Here is a 14306-nt window from a genome sequence, read left to right as displayed (position 1 = left end):
AACAGAAATCATGTAGGCAAGTTCCGAATGACCCATCGTCGCAATAAGCTCCCTTTTACTTGAGTGAAAATGTGGTTTTCATTATCGTCCACTAAGCAAACTAGATTACTTTCCCCATAATAAACTCAAGGCTTTGTTGAGTATGGCGGGTAAATATAACCTCTTTGAGTTTATGCATGCCATTTGCTTGATAAAAACTGAGCGCCGAGTGGTTATCAGCGAGAACATCTAACCATAATAGGGTATCACCATGCTGCTTAGTCAGAGCTTCAATCTGCTTAAATACGAGGGAGCCATTGCCTTGCCCCGTTTGGCTAGGTAAAAAGTAGAGCTTATTGAGTTGGGTTCCCTGAATTGTTTCATCAGGGATAGTGGAATGGTAAGTTAATTTGACTAACCCGATAGGTTGGGAATTCTCAATCACAAACCACTCAATATTCGATTGCTGCATGTCACTTATAATTTTAAAGGGAGAGTATTCATGATAAACATAGCTGGCTAGCTCATCTGCATTTTTCCATCGCTTTGCAAAGTGATAGAGGTAGCTTTCCATGCCTATCTTATAGAGTAATTGTGCGTCTTGTTCTGTCGCTTTTCGGAGTATGATTTTCATAAATATATTATTTTTCAGATTGTTAATATTATAAGTACATCATAGCAAGCATTTCTTCATCATCTTCATCTAACCCAATCTCTTGAAAACCAAATGATGAATAAAATGATTTTGCGACGCTATTTTTAGGGTTATAGCAAATTTCAATGGCTTGCAATGAATTATCTTGCTTAATTTCTGCTAGGGCTAACGCCATTGCTTGACGGCCAATACCATGATTTTGATGTGACTTATCAATCATAAAGCGCCAAATAGCAACGGTGTTATCCGATTTCGGCACCCACATAAAAAAGCCTACGGGGGTATCATCCAGATAAATGCCTCTAGTGACATACTCCTTATTATATGCTGCTTCAAGCAGAGACCATGTATTTGAAGCAACAAAATCTTCTTGTTCTTCAAACACCTCAAGTAATGATATTGCTTCGTAATTTTCTTTGGTTATTGTACGTAATTGAAGATTCATCTTTGCCTCCCATATCGAATAATTAGTCTATACAACTCATTATTCAATGCCTACAGAAACGTCCGTATAGCGCATTTTTGGCGCGAAAAAAGAGTGAGGAGATGAACAGGTTGGCTGATTGACGGTGTTTAACCATGGCGCTTATTATTTGTTTAAGAAGCGTAAATCTAGGTGAATACCGCTGATTTATAGATCAATTGATGTTGGGAGTGCTGTTTTGCATAGGGGATATGAAGGGGATTATCAGCCTAAGTTAATCGCGGTAAATGAGAAGACGGCTCACAATAGCATGAGCCGTTTTTAATTATTGATTAACTATTTTGTTGATTTCGGGATAAGCAAATAGGGCTGGTGCGCCCCCTGTATGCACAAACAGGACCGGCGTTTTTTCATTTGAGTTTTCTAAATAATCGATTAAACCAGCCATTGCTTTGCCTGTATAAACAGGATCTAACAAAATTCCCTCACTGCGAGCCAGTAGGGTGATAGCGTTTAGGCCTGCTTGATTTGGCATGCCATACATAGGTTCAAAGAATCCATCCCAGAGCGCTATTTCTGGCGTTTTTAAAATAGCGAGTAGTTCAGCTAATTCCCGCTGTATTTTTTCAACTTTTGGTGCCTGATCTTGCTTAAAACGTGACACTGTCACACCTATGACTTGAGAGTGAGGTAACAGCTCTTGTAGGCCGATAGCCAGACCTGCATGGGTGCCCGCGCTGCCCGAAGCCACAATGACTTTATCAAACTCCACTTCTAAAGGCTTTTGTTGAGCAATTTCGATGGCACATTGAACATAGCCAAGAGCGCCAAGGGCATTAGAGCCACCGACAGGAACAATATAAGCATCTTCTAATGCTAATGTTTGAATGAGTTCTTCCATTTGAGCTTGAGGGTCGGTTAAAGCCTCACACATGACAGATTCAGCCCCAAATAGATTGGTCAGCAATTTATTGCCGTTATGCAAAAAATTAGGGTCGTCACTTTGTATAGGGTTCTCCAGTAAAGCAATACATCTTAGCCCATACATAGCCGCAACTGCCGCCGTTTGGCGCACATGATTAGATTGAATTGCACCTGCGGTAACAATCACTTTTGCCTTTTTCTCTAATGCGTCAGCAATAAGAAACTCTAATTTTCGTAGTTTGTTTCCTCCCATCGCGAGAGGCGAAATGTCATCACGTTTAATAAAGATCTCACGACCATATACACGAGATAAGTTTTCAAGTCGTTCAAGGGGAGTCGAGCTTTTGTTCAAACTCAACTTGGTAAATTGGGCTAGTTTTTGTTGTAGTGACATGTCAACTTCCTCGGAAACTAATGTGAAAAACCTAAGTATAGATAAATAGCGAGTACCATACTTGCAGTGACTAATGCATAGGGCATTTGTGTTCGAATATGCTCAATATGATCACAATCTGTCGCCATTGACGCGACGATCGCATCAGCGGAAATGGGTGAGGTCATATCACCAAAGATTGATCCAGAAATGGCGGCACCTATCATATATTCAATAGGCATACCGACGGATATCCCTAGCTGCACGCCAATAGGGATCATAATGGCAAAGGTGCCCCATGAAGTTCCTGTTGCCAACGACATAATGGCGCTAATGATAAAAACAAAGCCAATAGAGAAGCCGGGAGCCATCACCCCTTGTGTGACGCTGGCAATATAAGTCCCTGTATTTAGCTCCGCTGAAACATTCCCCATTAAAAAGGCTAAGATCATAATTGAGCTGATTTTTAGCATATTGGCATAGCCAATGAATAATTCTTGAAAGAAATGCTCAATATTGAGCAATCGACGCCCAATAAACCAGCAAAAAGAGACAGCTGTACCAAACATGACTCCCCAATAAACGGACGTTGAGCCACTTCCTTTACTAAAATCACCATCACCAGTGATATACAAGGCAACGGGAACCATTAATACAGTTGAAAGGATAGGAATGAAAAAGTTCAAAACGGAGTGAGCATTGGGGTGATCAATAATATCCGTTTCGTCATCTGCGTCATGCTGCTGAGAATCGGCTTCCACGGTATGATTAGCCTGATATCGCATCTCAGCCTTTTTCATTGGGCCCCAAGATATATTCGTGAATACGTAGAATAAAATAGTGGCAAGCGACAACCAAGCCATCAAATTATAACCGATTGATTTAATCAAAATATCAAAAGGTTCACCAGTGATAAGCCCTTGTGAGATCTGGACGCCAATTAACCCCATAATCACTGCCCCCCAACCGTTGATAACCGCGGAAGAGCAAACAGAAACACAAGCGGTTTGGATGATATAAGACATTTTTTCCGGTGCGACGGCGTATTTGCGTGCGAGGTTTTTAGTCGAAGCGCCTGCGACTAGCTGATTAATGGAGCTTTCTATGAAAATTAATGAGGTGATCAAAATAGCCAAAAGTTGAGTGGTGACTCGGTTTTTGACTAGCTGTGTCCGATTGGAAAGTAGTTGGACTAATGCGCGAACGCCTCCCGTGACTACAACTAAGCGCATAATTCCACCAATCATCACCATAAAGACTATCGTGCGTGTATTTCCCGGTGATGCGAAGGTATCAATAACGCCATCGACAGTTCCTTTGATCCCAAGCAATATATTGTGGTCATGAATAACGGTAAAGCCGACCAAGATCCCTAGCATGAGCGAAAGCATGACTTGGCGGGTGAGGATCGCCAATAGAATAGTGACGATGGGAGTAATAACTGTCCAAATACCATAATCTTGCATGTGGTTACCTATTTGCAATGAATTTTTTATTTTAAAATTATAATTATCGAAAAATCATAGCACTGATAGGTAAGATTAATGAATAGATAACTGTTTATTCGCAGCGTTTTGTAACAAAAAAATCGGCCTGAATCGACCGGAAGTGTATAAAAATGATAGTTATAGGCAAAAGAGCCATTAGGCAATAGCTCTTTTACTGTTGTTTATGAACAAAGAAATTATGTGCGGTTTTTCCATTCTTGATAAGTGATCCGACTTATTTCTTCAATTTTCGTTTCACCTATTAATTCCATGTATTTGGGTTCAAGGGTGCCGTAATGGGTTAATCCGCATTTTTCTTGAACGGCTTTAGATTGCAGATTGCCTTGAAAATAACCACTCCATAAGTTCTCTAATTTTAAATCGGCAAATCCGTGGCGAATGATCTCGCGAACCGCTTCAGGGATTAAGCCTCGCCCCCAGAATGGTACTCCTATCCAATAACTGATTTCAGCATCGTTTTTTCCGATAGGTAATTGGCTATCAGCCTGCATGGACAGACCAATTAAACCAATAGCACGGTTATCTTCTTTTAAAGCGACAGCATAAACTTCGTCACGCATAAACATCGTTTTAATGATGGAGCGGCTTTCTTCAACACTTTTATGAGGGGGCCAACCCGCGATAGGTCCAACACGTTCATCTTTCGCGTATTCATACAAGTCGTTAGCATCACTTTCTTGCCAAGGGCGCAAAATTAGCCTTTCAGTATAAAGTTTCATCGAGATTTTCCTTATTGTTTTCTAGATACTGCCTATTTTAGGTATTTTTGTGATAGAAATAAGCGCAAAACCTCGTTACTTTAGGTACTTTTGCCAACACATTATCCATATTGACGCTCACAGAGGGCCTGCATGCTGAACTCATTTAATCACCGATATTGTGTACCTCATGTTATAAGCACGGGGGAGACAACGTTGGCAAGATCACAGTTAACGCCACTTGTACCAACCTATGTCGCCGTATTGATTTGTAAAAGAGGAAGAGCCGTTTTTAATATTAATTTTAAAAAATATGTCGTAAAAGCAAATGACATCATTGTGTTGTATGACGATACGTTTGTCATGGTGCAACAGTGTTCAGGGGCTTCTCTGTTTGATTATTTTTTACTTGAAAAGAATTTTGCAGTTGATGTCGCTTTTCAGTTACCAAATCCACTGTTTGCATTTTTTAATGCGTCGCCGGTGCTATCTGTGGAGCAAGCTGATTTGGCTGCGTTACAGCAATGGCAAGCGTTATTCGATTTTATTATTCAACAACAGGGCGAATACGTAACGACCATGTTATGCCATCATGTGCAAAATTTCTTTCTATTGATAGCCAATAAAATGCCACCAACACCCCTTAAACAAAAAGCACAACAAAGCCGTAAAGAACAGTTGTGCTGGCGTTTTTGGGATATGATCACACAGTATTGTAAAGAGCATCGAGACGTCCAATTTTATGCACGGAAATTAGCCGTCACACCATTTTATTTGTCTCAAATCACCAGCGATTTTTTTAATGATACCCCAAAGGCGTTGATTGATAGGCAAGTTGTACTCGAAATCAAAGCGTTGTTAGGTGGTGGAGATAAATCAATCAAAGAAGTGGCGGCGCAACTCAACTTTGAGGACACCTCTTATCTCTGTCGATATTTTAAACGGCATACAGGGCTAACCTTATCTAATTTTAAAAAAGGTCATCGTCGTGATGTTACTGACTAATCAGCTTGTCTCAATCTGCGTGCCATGCTTTTTCACAAAATCAATAAAACAGCGTAACCTAGGTGAAACCGCTTGGTTGCGATAGTAAACAGCATGAATAGGTTGTTTTACCTCATCGGTCTGTTCAGTTAGAACCTGCACTAATTGGCCATTTGCGAGTGCCTCATAGCTAACGAAATCAGAAGAAAGTAAGATCCCACAGCCTTGAACCGCTAAGTGGAATAACACTTCACCGCTGGCTGCGGCAATATCTGGCGTTATTTTAAGTGGTGTGCCATCTGCCATTTTTATCGGCCAAATATTTAATGTTTCCGGAGCAGTAAAACCTAGCAAACGATGGTGAATTAAATCATCAACGCTGCTGGGAACACCATATTTTTTGAGATAAGCAGGGCTAGCAAGTAGCCGTTTTTGACTATAACCAATTAATGTTGCATTTAATGATGAATCTTTTAGAGAGCCGATCCGAAAGGCGACATCTGTTTTTTTCTCTAATAGGTTAGTAAACCCTTCAAAATTAGTAATTTCTAACTCAATTTGTGGGTACTGCTCACTAAATAATGGGAGCAAAGGTGCTATTACACGGGTTAAAAAAGGCGTCGACGCATCAATACGCAACTTCCCAGATGGAATGGTTTGACGTGCTGATAACATCTCTTCGGCTTCTTGAGCAAGCTGGACTATCTCTCGCGCCTTTTGCAAAAATGCTCCCCCTTCATCACTGAGTTTAATTTTACGTGTTGTGCGATAAATCAGGGTTGTTTGTATTTTTTCTTCAAGCCTAAGAAGGGTACGACTAACTGTTGATATTGTCATATTCAACTGTTCTGCCGCTGCGGTAATAGAGCCGCAGTCAACCACGCTAATAAATACTTGCAACTCTTCAAAGGTCATTTTCATTTTTGCAATTCCGGCAAAAGTTTTTCTCACCTTAACGGCTTTTTCATGACACATCAATATGAAAAGATCACGCCACTTTAGTGTACTCAATAAAAAATAAGTATTTATTAGCAAGGTCTATTTATGAGAATCAATGTCGCACTTTTTGCATTATCGATAGGTGCATTCGCTATCGGCGTAACTGAATTTTCCCCGATGGGGATGTTGCCTTATATTGCCAGCAACTTGAATGTGGCTATTCCTTCTATCGGATCAATTGTGATTATTTACGCGTTAGGTGTCATGATTGGTGCTCCTATAATGACATTGGTATTAGTCAAATATCGCCCTAAATACGCACTGATCTTACTTATGTCTATATTTACCATAGGCAATTTATTATCTGCGATGTCACCTGGTTTAGTGACGCTGTCACTTTCTCGATTGGTGACTAGCTTAAATCATGGTGCATTTTTCGGGTTAGGGGCAATGGTTGCCGCGAGTGTTGTTCCTCCTGGTAAGCAAGCTAGTGCAATCGCTGCGATGTTTATGGGGTTAACGATCGCCAATATAGGTGGAGTACCTTTGATGACAAAACTGACCCAAGTCATAGGGTGGCGACAGGCTTTTTTTGTCATTTCAGGGTTAGGCGTTATCACACTCATTAGTTTAGTCTTGGCGTTGCCTCGCCATTTAAAGGGTCAAGTTGTCAACGTTCGGGCTGAATTGCGTATTTTACGAAAACCCCAAGTGATGTTAGGCATGTTAAGTACGGTGTTAGGAGCTAGTGCGATGTTTACCTTGTATACTTATGTCGCACCGATGTTAATGCAATTTATTGATGCTTCTGACTCAATGATCACACTAATGCTGGTGATTATCGGTGTCGGTTTTTCTATCGGTAACTATCTTGGTGGGCGATTTGCGGATCGCACTTTATATGGAACATTGTTTGTGTTCTTTGGCATGTTGGCCTTAAGTATGGTTATTTTCCCAATGATAGGTACGACAGCAATAGGTGCCGGACTAGGGTTAGCCCTGTGGAGTATTTTTAGTTTTGGTATTGTTCCCCCTTTGCAAATTTTAGTCATGAAAGCCGCGGTTGGGGCGCAAGCGTTAGCATCTTCGGTGAATGTAGGCGCTTTTAACCTCGGTAATGCGATTGGTGCAGCGATTGGGGCTAGCGTATTATCATTTGGCTACAGTTACTCAACGGTGAGTTATATGGGAACGTTAGTCGCATTATTAGGTATTGTGGTTTTATGGTTGAAAGTACGTCAAAACTTACGAAAAGAAAGTATTCAGCCAGCGGTCTGCATCTGTGACTAATGCGACTAAAAAGCAAGAGATGGAGTTTGTTGCTGCCTTATTTAACGAATAATGGCGGCAACACACGATAGAAATGGAGTATGGCTATGGCAACAGTAAACAAATGGTTAAGTGATGAAGCACGTTGGCAAGCGATTGTTGCCCGCGATAAAGCCGCGGATGGTCATTTTGTTTATGGTGTCCGTACTTCACGCATTTACTGCCATCCGTCAGCCGCGGGGCGTTTACCGAAACGAGAGAATATCGAGTTTTTTGATAACGAACAACAGGCGTTAGATAAAGGTTACCGGCCCGGTAAACGTAGCACGAAAGAGGCTGCTCAACTTGAACAATTTTACCAAGAAAAAATTGCACAAGCCTGCCGCTATATAGAACAAAGCGGTACGTCAGTGAAACTCAATGATATTGCCGCTTTTGTGGGGATCAGTCGCTATCACTTTCATCGCTTATTCAAAGCTCAAACAGGGCTTACCCCAAAAGCTTATGCTGATGCTTACCGGCATGGGAAGCTGCGTCAGCAATTACAGCAGCAATCGCGTATTACTGATGCGATTTATGATGCTGGATTTAGTTCAGATAGCCGTTTTTATGAAACCTCGGCAGAGCGCTTAGGCATGACGCCAACAGCATGGAAAACTGGTGGCGAGGGAGCAAAAATCTACTTTGCATTAGCCATGTGCTCATTAGGCGATATTTTAGTGGCGCAAAGTTCAGTCGGGGTCTGTGCTATTTTGTTGGGCGACGATCCTGAAAAACTGCTCAAAGACTTACAAGATAAGTTTCCTCATGCTGAATTAATCGGGGGAGATAGTGAGTTTGAAACGTTGGTTGCACAAGTAATCGGTTTTGTTGAAGCACCCGAAATTGGATTAAATTTACCCTTAGATATTCGCGGTACAGCATTTCAGCAACGTGTTTGGCAAGCATTGCGCACTATCCCTGTTGGCACAACGGTCAGTTACAGTGATATAGCTAAACAGATAGGTCATCCAAAAGCGGTAAGAGCGGTTGCCGGCGCTTGTGCGGCAAATATGCTGGCTGTGGCAATTCCTTGCCATCGAGTGGTGCGAAATGATGGCGCTTTGTCCGGTTATCGCTGGGGTATTGCACGTAAACGTCAGTTGTTGGATAAAGAAGCGGTGAATAAATGATTCGTTTAACAAATAATCACAACGCAAAATTGTTTGCCATAATTATATCTCGTTAACACTTTTTCAACCTAATATGGGCAAATGACCTATTGTGACTATCGTTCGTTTTGTATGTTTTGCTTCATTCTAAGCAACATATTGAAAGGAATTTAAGATGGTCACAAGTATCTATAAAGATTTATCTCTAGCGCCGGCTGGCGAACAAAAAATTGCTTGGGTACGTGCTCATATGCCGCTATTGCGTGCTTTAGAAGCTCGCTTTAGTAAAGAGAAGCCTTTTGCGGGCAAACGCATTGCATTATCTATCCATTTAGAAGCGAAAACCGCTTATCTTGCTCAAGTTTTTGCCGCTGGCGGTGCGAAAGTATCGGTGACTGGTAGTAACCCTATGTCGACTAAGGACGATATCGTAGCGGCATTAGTGAAAAGTGGTATCAATACATTTGCAATTCATGGTGCTAGCGCCGAAGAATACCAACAATTTGTAAAAGAGACACTGGCATGTGAGCCTCATATCGTTATCGATGATGGTGGCGATTTAGTGCATGAATTACACAGTGTTTATCCTGAATATGCAGGTCATGTTATTGGCGCTTGTGAAGAAACAACTACTGGCGTGTTAAGGGCGATGGCTCGTGAAAAAAGCCATGAGCTAAATTTCCCGGTGATCTCCATTAATGGGGCGCAGTCTAAGCATCTCTTTGATAACCGTTATGGTACAGGGCAATCTACGTTTGATGGCATTATGCGCACAACTAACCTAGTGATTGCGGGTAAAAAAGTGGTTGTTGCGGGTTATGGCTGGTGTGGTAAAGGCTGTGCGATGCGTGCAAAAGGCCTTGGTGCTGAAGTCATTATTACTGAAATCGACCCAATCAAAGCGCTTGAAGCGAAGATGGATGGTTTTGAAGTCATGACGATGGAAGCCGCAGCACCACTAGGTGATATTTTTGTGACCGCAACGGGTTGCTGTGATGTGCTGACTGAGGTGCATTTCAGTTTAATGAAAGAAGGGGCGATCATTAGTAATACCGGACATTTTGAAGACGAAATTAACCTTAATGCGTTGCAAGAATTGTGTGTGAGTACCTATGAAGCACGTCAAAATATTGAAGCCTACTGCTTGAAAAATGGTCGTACCGTTTATTTGTTGGGGCGTGGAGCACTGGTCAATATCGCTTGTGCCGATGGTCATCCAGCAGAAATTATGGATATGAGTTTTGCTTTACAAGCCTTAGGCGCAGAATATCTACTCAAACATGCGCTGGATAAAAAAGTGTATGCTGTTTCCGATGAAATCGACAGTGAAGTGGCGCGATTAAAATTACAAGATATGGGTGTTTCCTTCGATACTCTCAGTGATAGGCAGTACCAGTATTTAAATGCCTTTGAACTGAAATAAAAGTTAAAAGTAGGCGGAGGACGCTGATGTCGATACTGAATAGCCTTTTAGGTATTGCTGTCATATTATTGGTTGCATACCTTTGTTCTAACAACCGCCGTAGGATAAGCCTACGGCTCGTTTCCATCGCACTATTAATGCAATTTACTTTTGCATTTTGTATGTTATATCTGCCAGCTGGCAAGCGCGTTATGATGTGGATGGCGGATAAAGTCACCGCATTATTAGACTATACACAAACAGGCACACAATTTTTGTTAGGGGGCTTAGCCACTGACAAAATGTTTGATCTGCTTGGTGCCGATGGGTTTATTTTTGTATTTAAAGTACTACCTGTACTGGTGTTTTTATCTGCACTATCGGCCTTACTGTTTCATGTAGGTATTATGCAGAAACTGATCATCTTGATTGGTGGAGCATTACACCGTTTGCTTGGAACATCACGAGCGGAATCAATGTCTTCAGCTGCAAATATTTTTTTAGGGGTGACGGAAGCGCCGTTAGTGATCCGCCCTTATTTAAAATATTTATCCTCTTCAGAATTTTTCACCATTTTGGTTGGGGGAATAGCCTCAATTGCGGGAACCGTGTTACTTGGTTACGCCCAGTATGGCGTGAAAATTGAGTATTTACTGGCGGCTTCCTTTATGTCGGCCCCAGCAGGATTACTGTTTGCGAAATTGTTTTACCCTGAAACTAAAGAGAACAGTGATAAATATACAACGGTCAGCTCCATGAAAGGCGAAAAATCTGAATACCGTAATAGCATTGATGCGGTAACTCAGGGGGCTAGCGTCGGGGTTAGTATGGCGTTGAATATTGCGGGTATGCTCTTGGCTTTGTTAGCTATTATTGCAATGTTCGATGGCATAATGATGTGGGCAACTAGCTTTACTGGTTATGAAATTTCGCTCACCCAGTTGATTGGTTGGCTATTTTCACCGATAGCATGGCTGTTAGGCGTTGATTGGAATGAAGCTCAGTTCGCAGGGCAGTTATTAGGCCAGAAAGTATTATTCAATGAATTTATTGCATATGCTAATCTACAGCCTTATTTAGATGGTTCTATTTTGCCAGCGACAGGCGAAGCATTGAGCGTTAAGACACAAGTGATCCTCTCGTTTGCTCTGTGTGGTTTTACTAACATAGGTACAATAGGGATTGCGATAGGTGGCATCGGTGCGATGTGTCCTGAACGTCGTGGTGAATTGACGAGTATTGCATTCAAAGCATTTGGTGCGGCTATTTTGGCGAACTTAATGAACGGTGCTATAGCAGGGCTAATTTTAGGTTAATCATAGTGATGGGTGGCAGGTATGATGGATGAAACTCCTTTTCGCGAGTTGTGGCTAAAGTTCAGTGAACAAGAGCTACTTCCCGATGTTGATTGGTTATTTCGTCATGCGCCACCCTCAGTCAAAAATACCTTTTGTACCATTCATTTACAAGAAGGGTACAAACTGATCCATCAAGGCACAGAAAACCAATACACCTATATTATCATTGAAGGTGAGTTTGTGGTGAACAAACTCGCTGATAGTGGTAAAGAGCTCGCTTTAACATTCTGTTATAAAGGTGAATTTCTTGGTGAGATGGAAGCATTGTGCCAGCAAAAACATTATCGCTATGATGTGATTGCATTAACGGACGCACGAGTGATCCGTATCCCATCTGATAGTTTTTTAGTTTGGTTATCTCAAGACCACCGCTTATCCATTCTTTTAAATCGACAATTGGCGAAACGCTCATTAATTAATGGAGAACAACGATTGATGACCGCCGTTGATTCCATTGAAAAGAACTTGCTGTACATTTTAACGCAACTATCGAGCCACCAAATTCGTTTACCGAGAGAGACGTTAGCCGCAATTTTAGGTACTTCACGTCGCCATTTGGATAAAGTTTTATTTAAGTTGAAAGAACAAGGTATCATACAGCAAGAAGGCCACATCATTTTATTAGCTCCGCGTTAATTAAGGAAAGCTATCACTATTTCATGACTGAAAATAACATCATGAATTAAAAGGATAGCTTCTTATAACATAGCGTAATCGATCGTTTTATTTATCGAGTATAGGAAAAATAAAAATAATTTAAGCTTTTTACACTTAGGGTTAACTATAATTAAGAATCAATAAACTTTTATAGATAACATTAATATGAAAATGCTTTTTTGTTTATCCTATTGATAATTATTGATTTTTATATTTTTTGGTTTTTATATTTTTCAAATTTCTTTCTGGTTTTAAAGTGATAATAAATCGCTTTTATTGGATTGGTTAATTTTTTCAATATCCAAACGATAGGCTCTATTAAAATTAATTTAGAATAAGGTTTACCACCTTTGTTATGTTCATATTCCATATAACCCCCTTGTACCTTTAAATTTACAATTAGGTTTGCATAGAGAATAATCATAAAAAAGTGACAGATAGCGTTTTTTGCATAATACAGATCAAATATGGGTAGTTTTGTATTACATTAATGCGATATGCAAACGGTTAAGGGCTGAATGATGTTACTGTACAAACAGATCGCGCAGACATTACAGGAAAAAATTCATCGAGGAGACTTTTTAAGTGGTGAAAAACTTCCTTCAGTGAGGGAGATAGGGCGTGAACATGAGGTCAGCTTAACAACAGCGCAGCTTGCTTATCGTGAGCTAGAAAAAATGCAACTGATCTATGCGGTACCTAAATCAGGCTATTTTGTTATTCCAAACAAAACCGAGGCTCTACTGCCTAAGGCGGTAAATTACATACAAAAACCAGTACATATCGCTCAATGGAACCCAACTATTGATTTTTTACGCGTAGAAGAGCGCGATAATATCACTTCATTATCTTGCGCGGTTCCGAATATCGATAACAAAACATTAGAGCCGCTGTGGCAAGAAATGAATATGCTCAGCCGTCGTAAAAATCGCTTAATGTTAGAGTATGATTGCTTACAAGGATTGCCAGCATTGCGTGAGCAAATTCATCATATTTCTGATCATAAAACCCTGTTTACGCCTGACGATATCGTGACGACGACAAGTGGTCATCAAGCATTATCGCTGTCTATTCAAGCATCGACGCAAGGCGATGATGTGATAGCGGTAGAATCACCGACATTTCCTGGTTTATTGCAGACACTGTATGGATTAGGCAGAAGAATTATTGAAATCCCAACAGATCCACAGACAGGGATCAAATTAGAACGGGTACAAGAGGCTTTTCATCGTTGGTCAGTAAAAGCTATTGTGGTAACACCGACTTGCAATAACCCTATGGGCTGCTCCATGCCTGAAACACATAAGCAGCAGCTATTGCAACTGGCAACTCAATATGGCGTGACGATCATTGAAAATGACATTCTTGCGGGATTAGCGTATGAATATCCGCGCCCATCGACGATCCAATCATTGGATAGTGATGGGCAGGTGATCCTTTGTAGTTCATTTTCTAAAACAATCGCCCCAGGGGTGCGAACAGGATGGGTGATACCCGGAAAATATAAAGAAAAAGTCATGCACTTAAAATATTTGTCTCACTGTTCGGGAGAAATATTTATGCAGCAAGTTATGGCTAACTTTTTACGTGATGGGCACTATTTCCCACATCTACGCGCTATGCGCCAACATTATAGTGAGCTGCAATGCCAGTATCGAGAACTAGTGGAAAGTCACTTTCCGCCAATGACACGGATTTCTCGACCACAAGGGGGCTTTTCATTATGGGTTGAGCATCCTCCGGTGGATAACCGTAAATTAATGGATGTTTTACAGCGCAATAAAGTGATTGTGCTAACAGGAGAGCACTTTTCATCTGATGGATGCTTTACACATCATTTACGTATTAACTACGCATTGCCGTTGATCCCAAGGCGTCTTAATGGAATAAAGATATTGGGGGAAACATTAAAATTAACCCGTTTATAATTAAAGGTATTATGGTGTTTTTATTGATGAAAGGGCACCATAATGCCTCTTGACGAG

General features: G+C 41.0%; 14 protein-coding genes. 7 read left to right on the top strand and 7 right to left on the bottom strand.

Going from position 1 to position 14306, the window contains the following annotated elements; all coding sequences use genetic code 11:
- Positions 1 to 100: 100 nt before the first annotated feature.
- The 5 genes from PR675_RS08860 to PR675_RS08840 form a co-directional block, all read right to left on the bottom strand.
- The gene (locus PR675_RS08860) at positions 101 to 613 is read right to left on the bottom strand and encodes a GNAT family N-acetyltransferase (RefSeq protein ID WP_004919788.1); all 513 of its coding nucleotides are present in this window, start codon (positions 611 to 613) and stop codon (positions 101 to 103) included.
- Positions 614 to 641: 28 nt separating this feature from the next.
- Positions 642 to 1079 (bottom strand): GNAT family N-acetyltransferase, encoded by a 438-nt coding sequence (locus tag PR675_RS08855; RefSeq protein WP_014658355.1) that lies wholly within the window; start codon positions 1077 to 1079, stop codon positions 642 to 644.
- A gap of 304 nt (positions 1080 to 1383) precedes the next feature.
- Positions 1384 to 2376 (bottom strand): D-cysteine desulfhydrase, encoded by a 993-nt coding sequence (locus PR675_RS08850; protein WP_004919792.1) that lies wholly within the window; start codon positions 2374 to 2376, stop codon positions 1384 to 1386.
- Between the two features lie 17 nt (positions 2377 to 2393).
- Positions 2394 to 3821 (bottom strand): Na+/H+ antiporter NhaC family protein, encoded by a 1428-nt coding sequence (locus tag PR675_RS08845; RefSeq protein WP_004919795.1) that lies wholly within the window; start codon positions 3819 to 3821, stop codon positions 2394 to 2396.
- Positions 3822 to 4039: 218 nt separating this feature from the next.
- Positions 4040 to 4582 carry a GNAT family N-acetyltransferase gene (locus PR675_RS08840; RefSeq protein WP_004919796.1) on the bottom strand — a complete coding sequence of 181 codons (543 nt, stop codon included), beginning with the start codon at positions 4580 to 4582 and terminating at the stop codon, positions 4040 to 4042.
- 195 nt (positions 4583 to 4777) lie between these two features.
- Between PR675_RS08840 and PR675_RS08835 the strand changes: the two genes are divergently transcribed.
- Positions 4778 to 5566 carry a helix-turn-helix domain-containing protein gene (locus PR675_RS08835; RefSeq protein ID WP_101495220.1) on the top strand — a complete coding sequence of 263 codons (789 nt, stop codon included), beginning with the start codon at positions 4778 to 4780 and terminating at the stop codon, positions 5564 to 5566.
- Here the strand turns inward: PR675_RS08835 and PR675_RS08830 are convergent, their stop codons facing one another.
- Complete coding sequence (locus PR675_RS08830) at positions 5567 to 6466, bottom strand: LysR family transcriptional regulator (protein WP_172955140.1); 900 nt, start codon at positions 6464 to 6466, stop codon at positions 5567 to 5569.
- Positions 6467 to 6589: 123 nt separating this feature from the next.
- Between PR675_RS08830 and PR675_RS08825 the strand changes: the two genes are divergently transcribed.
- The 5 genes from PR675_RS08825 to PR675_RS08805 all read left to right on the top strand — a co-directional run bounded on the left by PR675_RS08825 (position 6590) and on the right by PR675_RS08805 (position 12300).
- The gene (locus PR675_RS08825) at positions 6590 to 7774 is read left to right on the top strand and encodes an MFS transporter (protein ID WP_060561011.1); all 1185 of its coding nucleotides are present in this window, start codon (positions 6590 to 6592) and stop codon (positions 7772 to 7774) included.
- 86 nt (positions 7775 to 7860) lie between these two features.
- On the top strand, positions 7861 to 8925 hold the full coding sequence (ada, locus tag PR675_RS08820; protein WP_060561012.1) for a bifunctional DNA-binding transcriptional regulator/O6-methylguanine-DNA methyltransferase Ada: 1065 nt from the start codon (positions 7861 to 7863) through the stop codon (positions 8923 to 8925).
- A 154-nt stretch (positions 8926 to 9079) separates the two neighbouring features.
- Positions 9080 to 10327, top strand: coding sequence for an adenosylhomocysteinase (locus PR675_RS08815; RefSeq protein ID WP_004919812.1), 1248 nt, complete (start codon positions 9080 to 9082; stop codon positions 10325 to 10327).
- 26 nt (positions 10328 to 10353) lie between these two features.
- Positions 10354 to 11622 (top strand): NupC/NupG family nucleoside CNT transporter, encoded by a 1269-nt coding sequence (locus tag PR675_RS08810; protein WP_014658360.1) that lies wholly within the window; start codon positions 10354 to 10356, stop codon positions 11620 to 11622.
- Positions 11623 to 11643: 21 nt separating this feature from the next.
- Entirely contained in the window at positions 11644 to 12300 is a 657-nt protein-coding gene (locus PR675_RS08805) for a Crp/Fnr family transcriptional regulator (RefSeq protein WP_036940251.1), read from the top strand.
- A 229-nt stretch (positions 12301 to 12529) separates the two neighbouring features.
- Here PR675_RS08805 and PR675_RS08800 read toward each other — a convergent pair whose 3' ends face one another.
- Positions 12530 to 12691 (bottom strand): hypothetical protein, encoded by a 162-nt coding sequence (locus tag PR675_RS08800; protein ID WP_154598661.1) that lies wholly within the window; start codon positions 12689 to 12691, stop codon positions 12530 to 12532.
- Positions 12692 to 12842: 151 nt separating this feature from the next.
- Here PR675_RS08800 and PR675_RS08795 point away from each other — a divergent pair, with 151 nt between their 5' ends.
- Positions 12843 to 14249: an aminotransferase-like domain-containing protein gene (locus tag PR675_RS08795; RefSeq protein WP_036940254.1), complete on the top strand. Its 1407-nt coding sequence runs from the start codon at positions 12843 to 12845 to the stop codon at positions 14247 to 14249.
- Positions 14250 to 14306 lie beyond the last annotated feature (57 nt).

Origin of the sequence: Providencia sp. PROV261 (genome assembly GCF_028477945.1) — a bacterium.
GTDB lineage: Bacteria > Pseudomonadota > Gammaproteobacteria > Enterobacterales > Enterobacteriaceae > Providencia > Providencia stuartii.
This window is presented reverse-complemented; position numbering and strand designations above follow the sequence as displayed.

Coding starts and splice junctions, on each gene's coding strand:
- PR675_RS08860 (WP_004919788.1), bottom strand. CDS start 613: ATGAAAATCATACTCCGAAAAGCGACAGAACAAGACGCACAATTACTC.
- PR675_RS08850 (WP_004919792.1), bottom strand. CDS start 2,376: ATGTCACTACAACAAAAACTAGCCCAATTTACCAAGTTGAGTTTGAAC.
- PR675_RS08795 (WP_036940254.1), top strand. CDS start 12,843: ATGTTACTGTACAAACAGATCGCGCAGACATTACAGGAAAAAATTCAT.
- PR675_RS08805 (WP_036940251.1), top strand. CDS start 11,644: ATGATGGATGAAACTCCTTTTCGCGAGTTGTGGCTAAAGTTCAGTGAA.
- PR675_RS08800 (WP_154598661.1), bottom strand. CDS start 12,691: ATGGAATATGAACATAACAAAGGTGGTAAACCTTATTCTAAATTAATT.
- PR675_RS08825 (WP_060561011.1), top strand. CDS start 6,590: ATGAGAATCAATGTCGCACTTTTTGCATTATCGATAGGTGCATTCGCT.
- PR675_RS08840 (WP_004919796.1), bottom strand. CDS start 4,582: ATGAAACTTTATACTGAAAGGCTAATTTTGCGCCCTTGGCAAGAAAGT.
- PR675_RS08810 (WP_014658360.1), top strand. CDS start 10,354: ATGTCGATACTGAATAGCCTTTTAGGTATTGCTGTCATATTATTGGTT.
- PR675_RS08845 (WP_004919795.1), bottom strand. CDS start 3,821: ATGCAAGATTATGGTATTTGGACAGTTATTACTCCCATCGTCACTATT.
- PR675_RS08830 (WP_172955140.1), bottom strand. CDS start 6,466: ATGAAAATGACCTTTGAAGAGTTGCAAGTATTTATTAGCGTGGTTGAC.
- PR675_RS08815 (WP_004919812.1), top strand. CDS start 9,080: ATGGTCACAAGTATCTATAAAGATTTATCTCTAGCGCCGGCTGGCGAA.
- ada (WP_060561012.1), top strand. CDS start 7,861: ATGGCAACAGTAAACAAATGGTTAAGTGATGAAGCACGTTGGCAAGCG.
- PR675_RS08855 (WP_014658355.1), bottom strand. CDS start 1,079: ATGAATCTTCAATTACGTACAATAACCAAAGAAAATTACGAAGCAATA.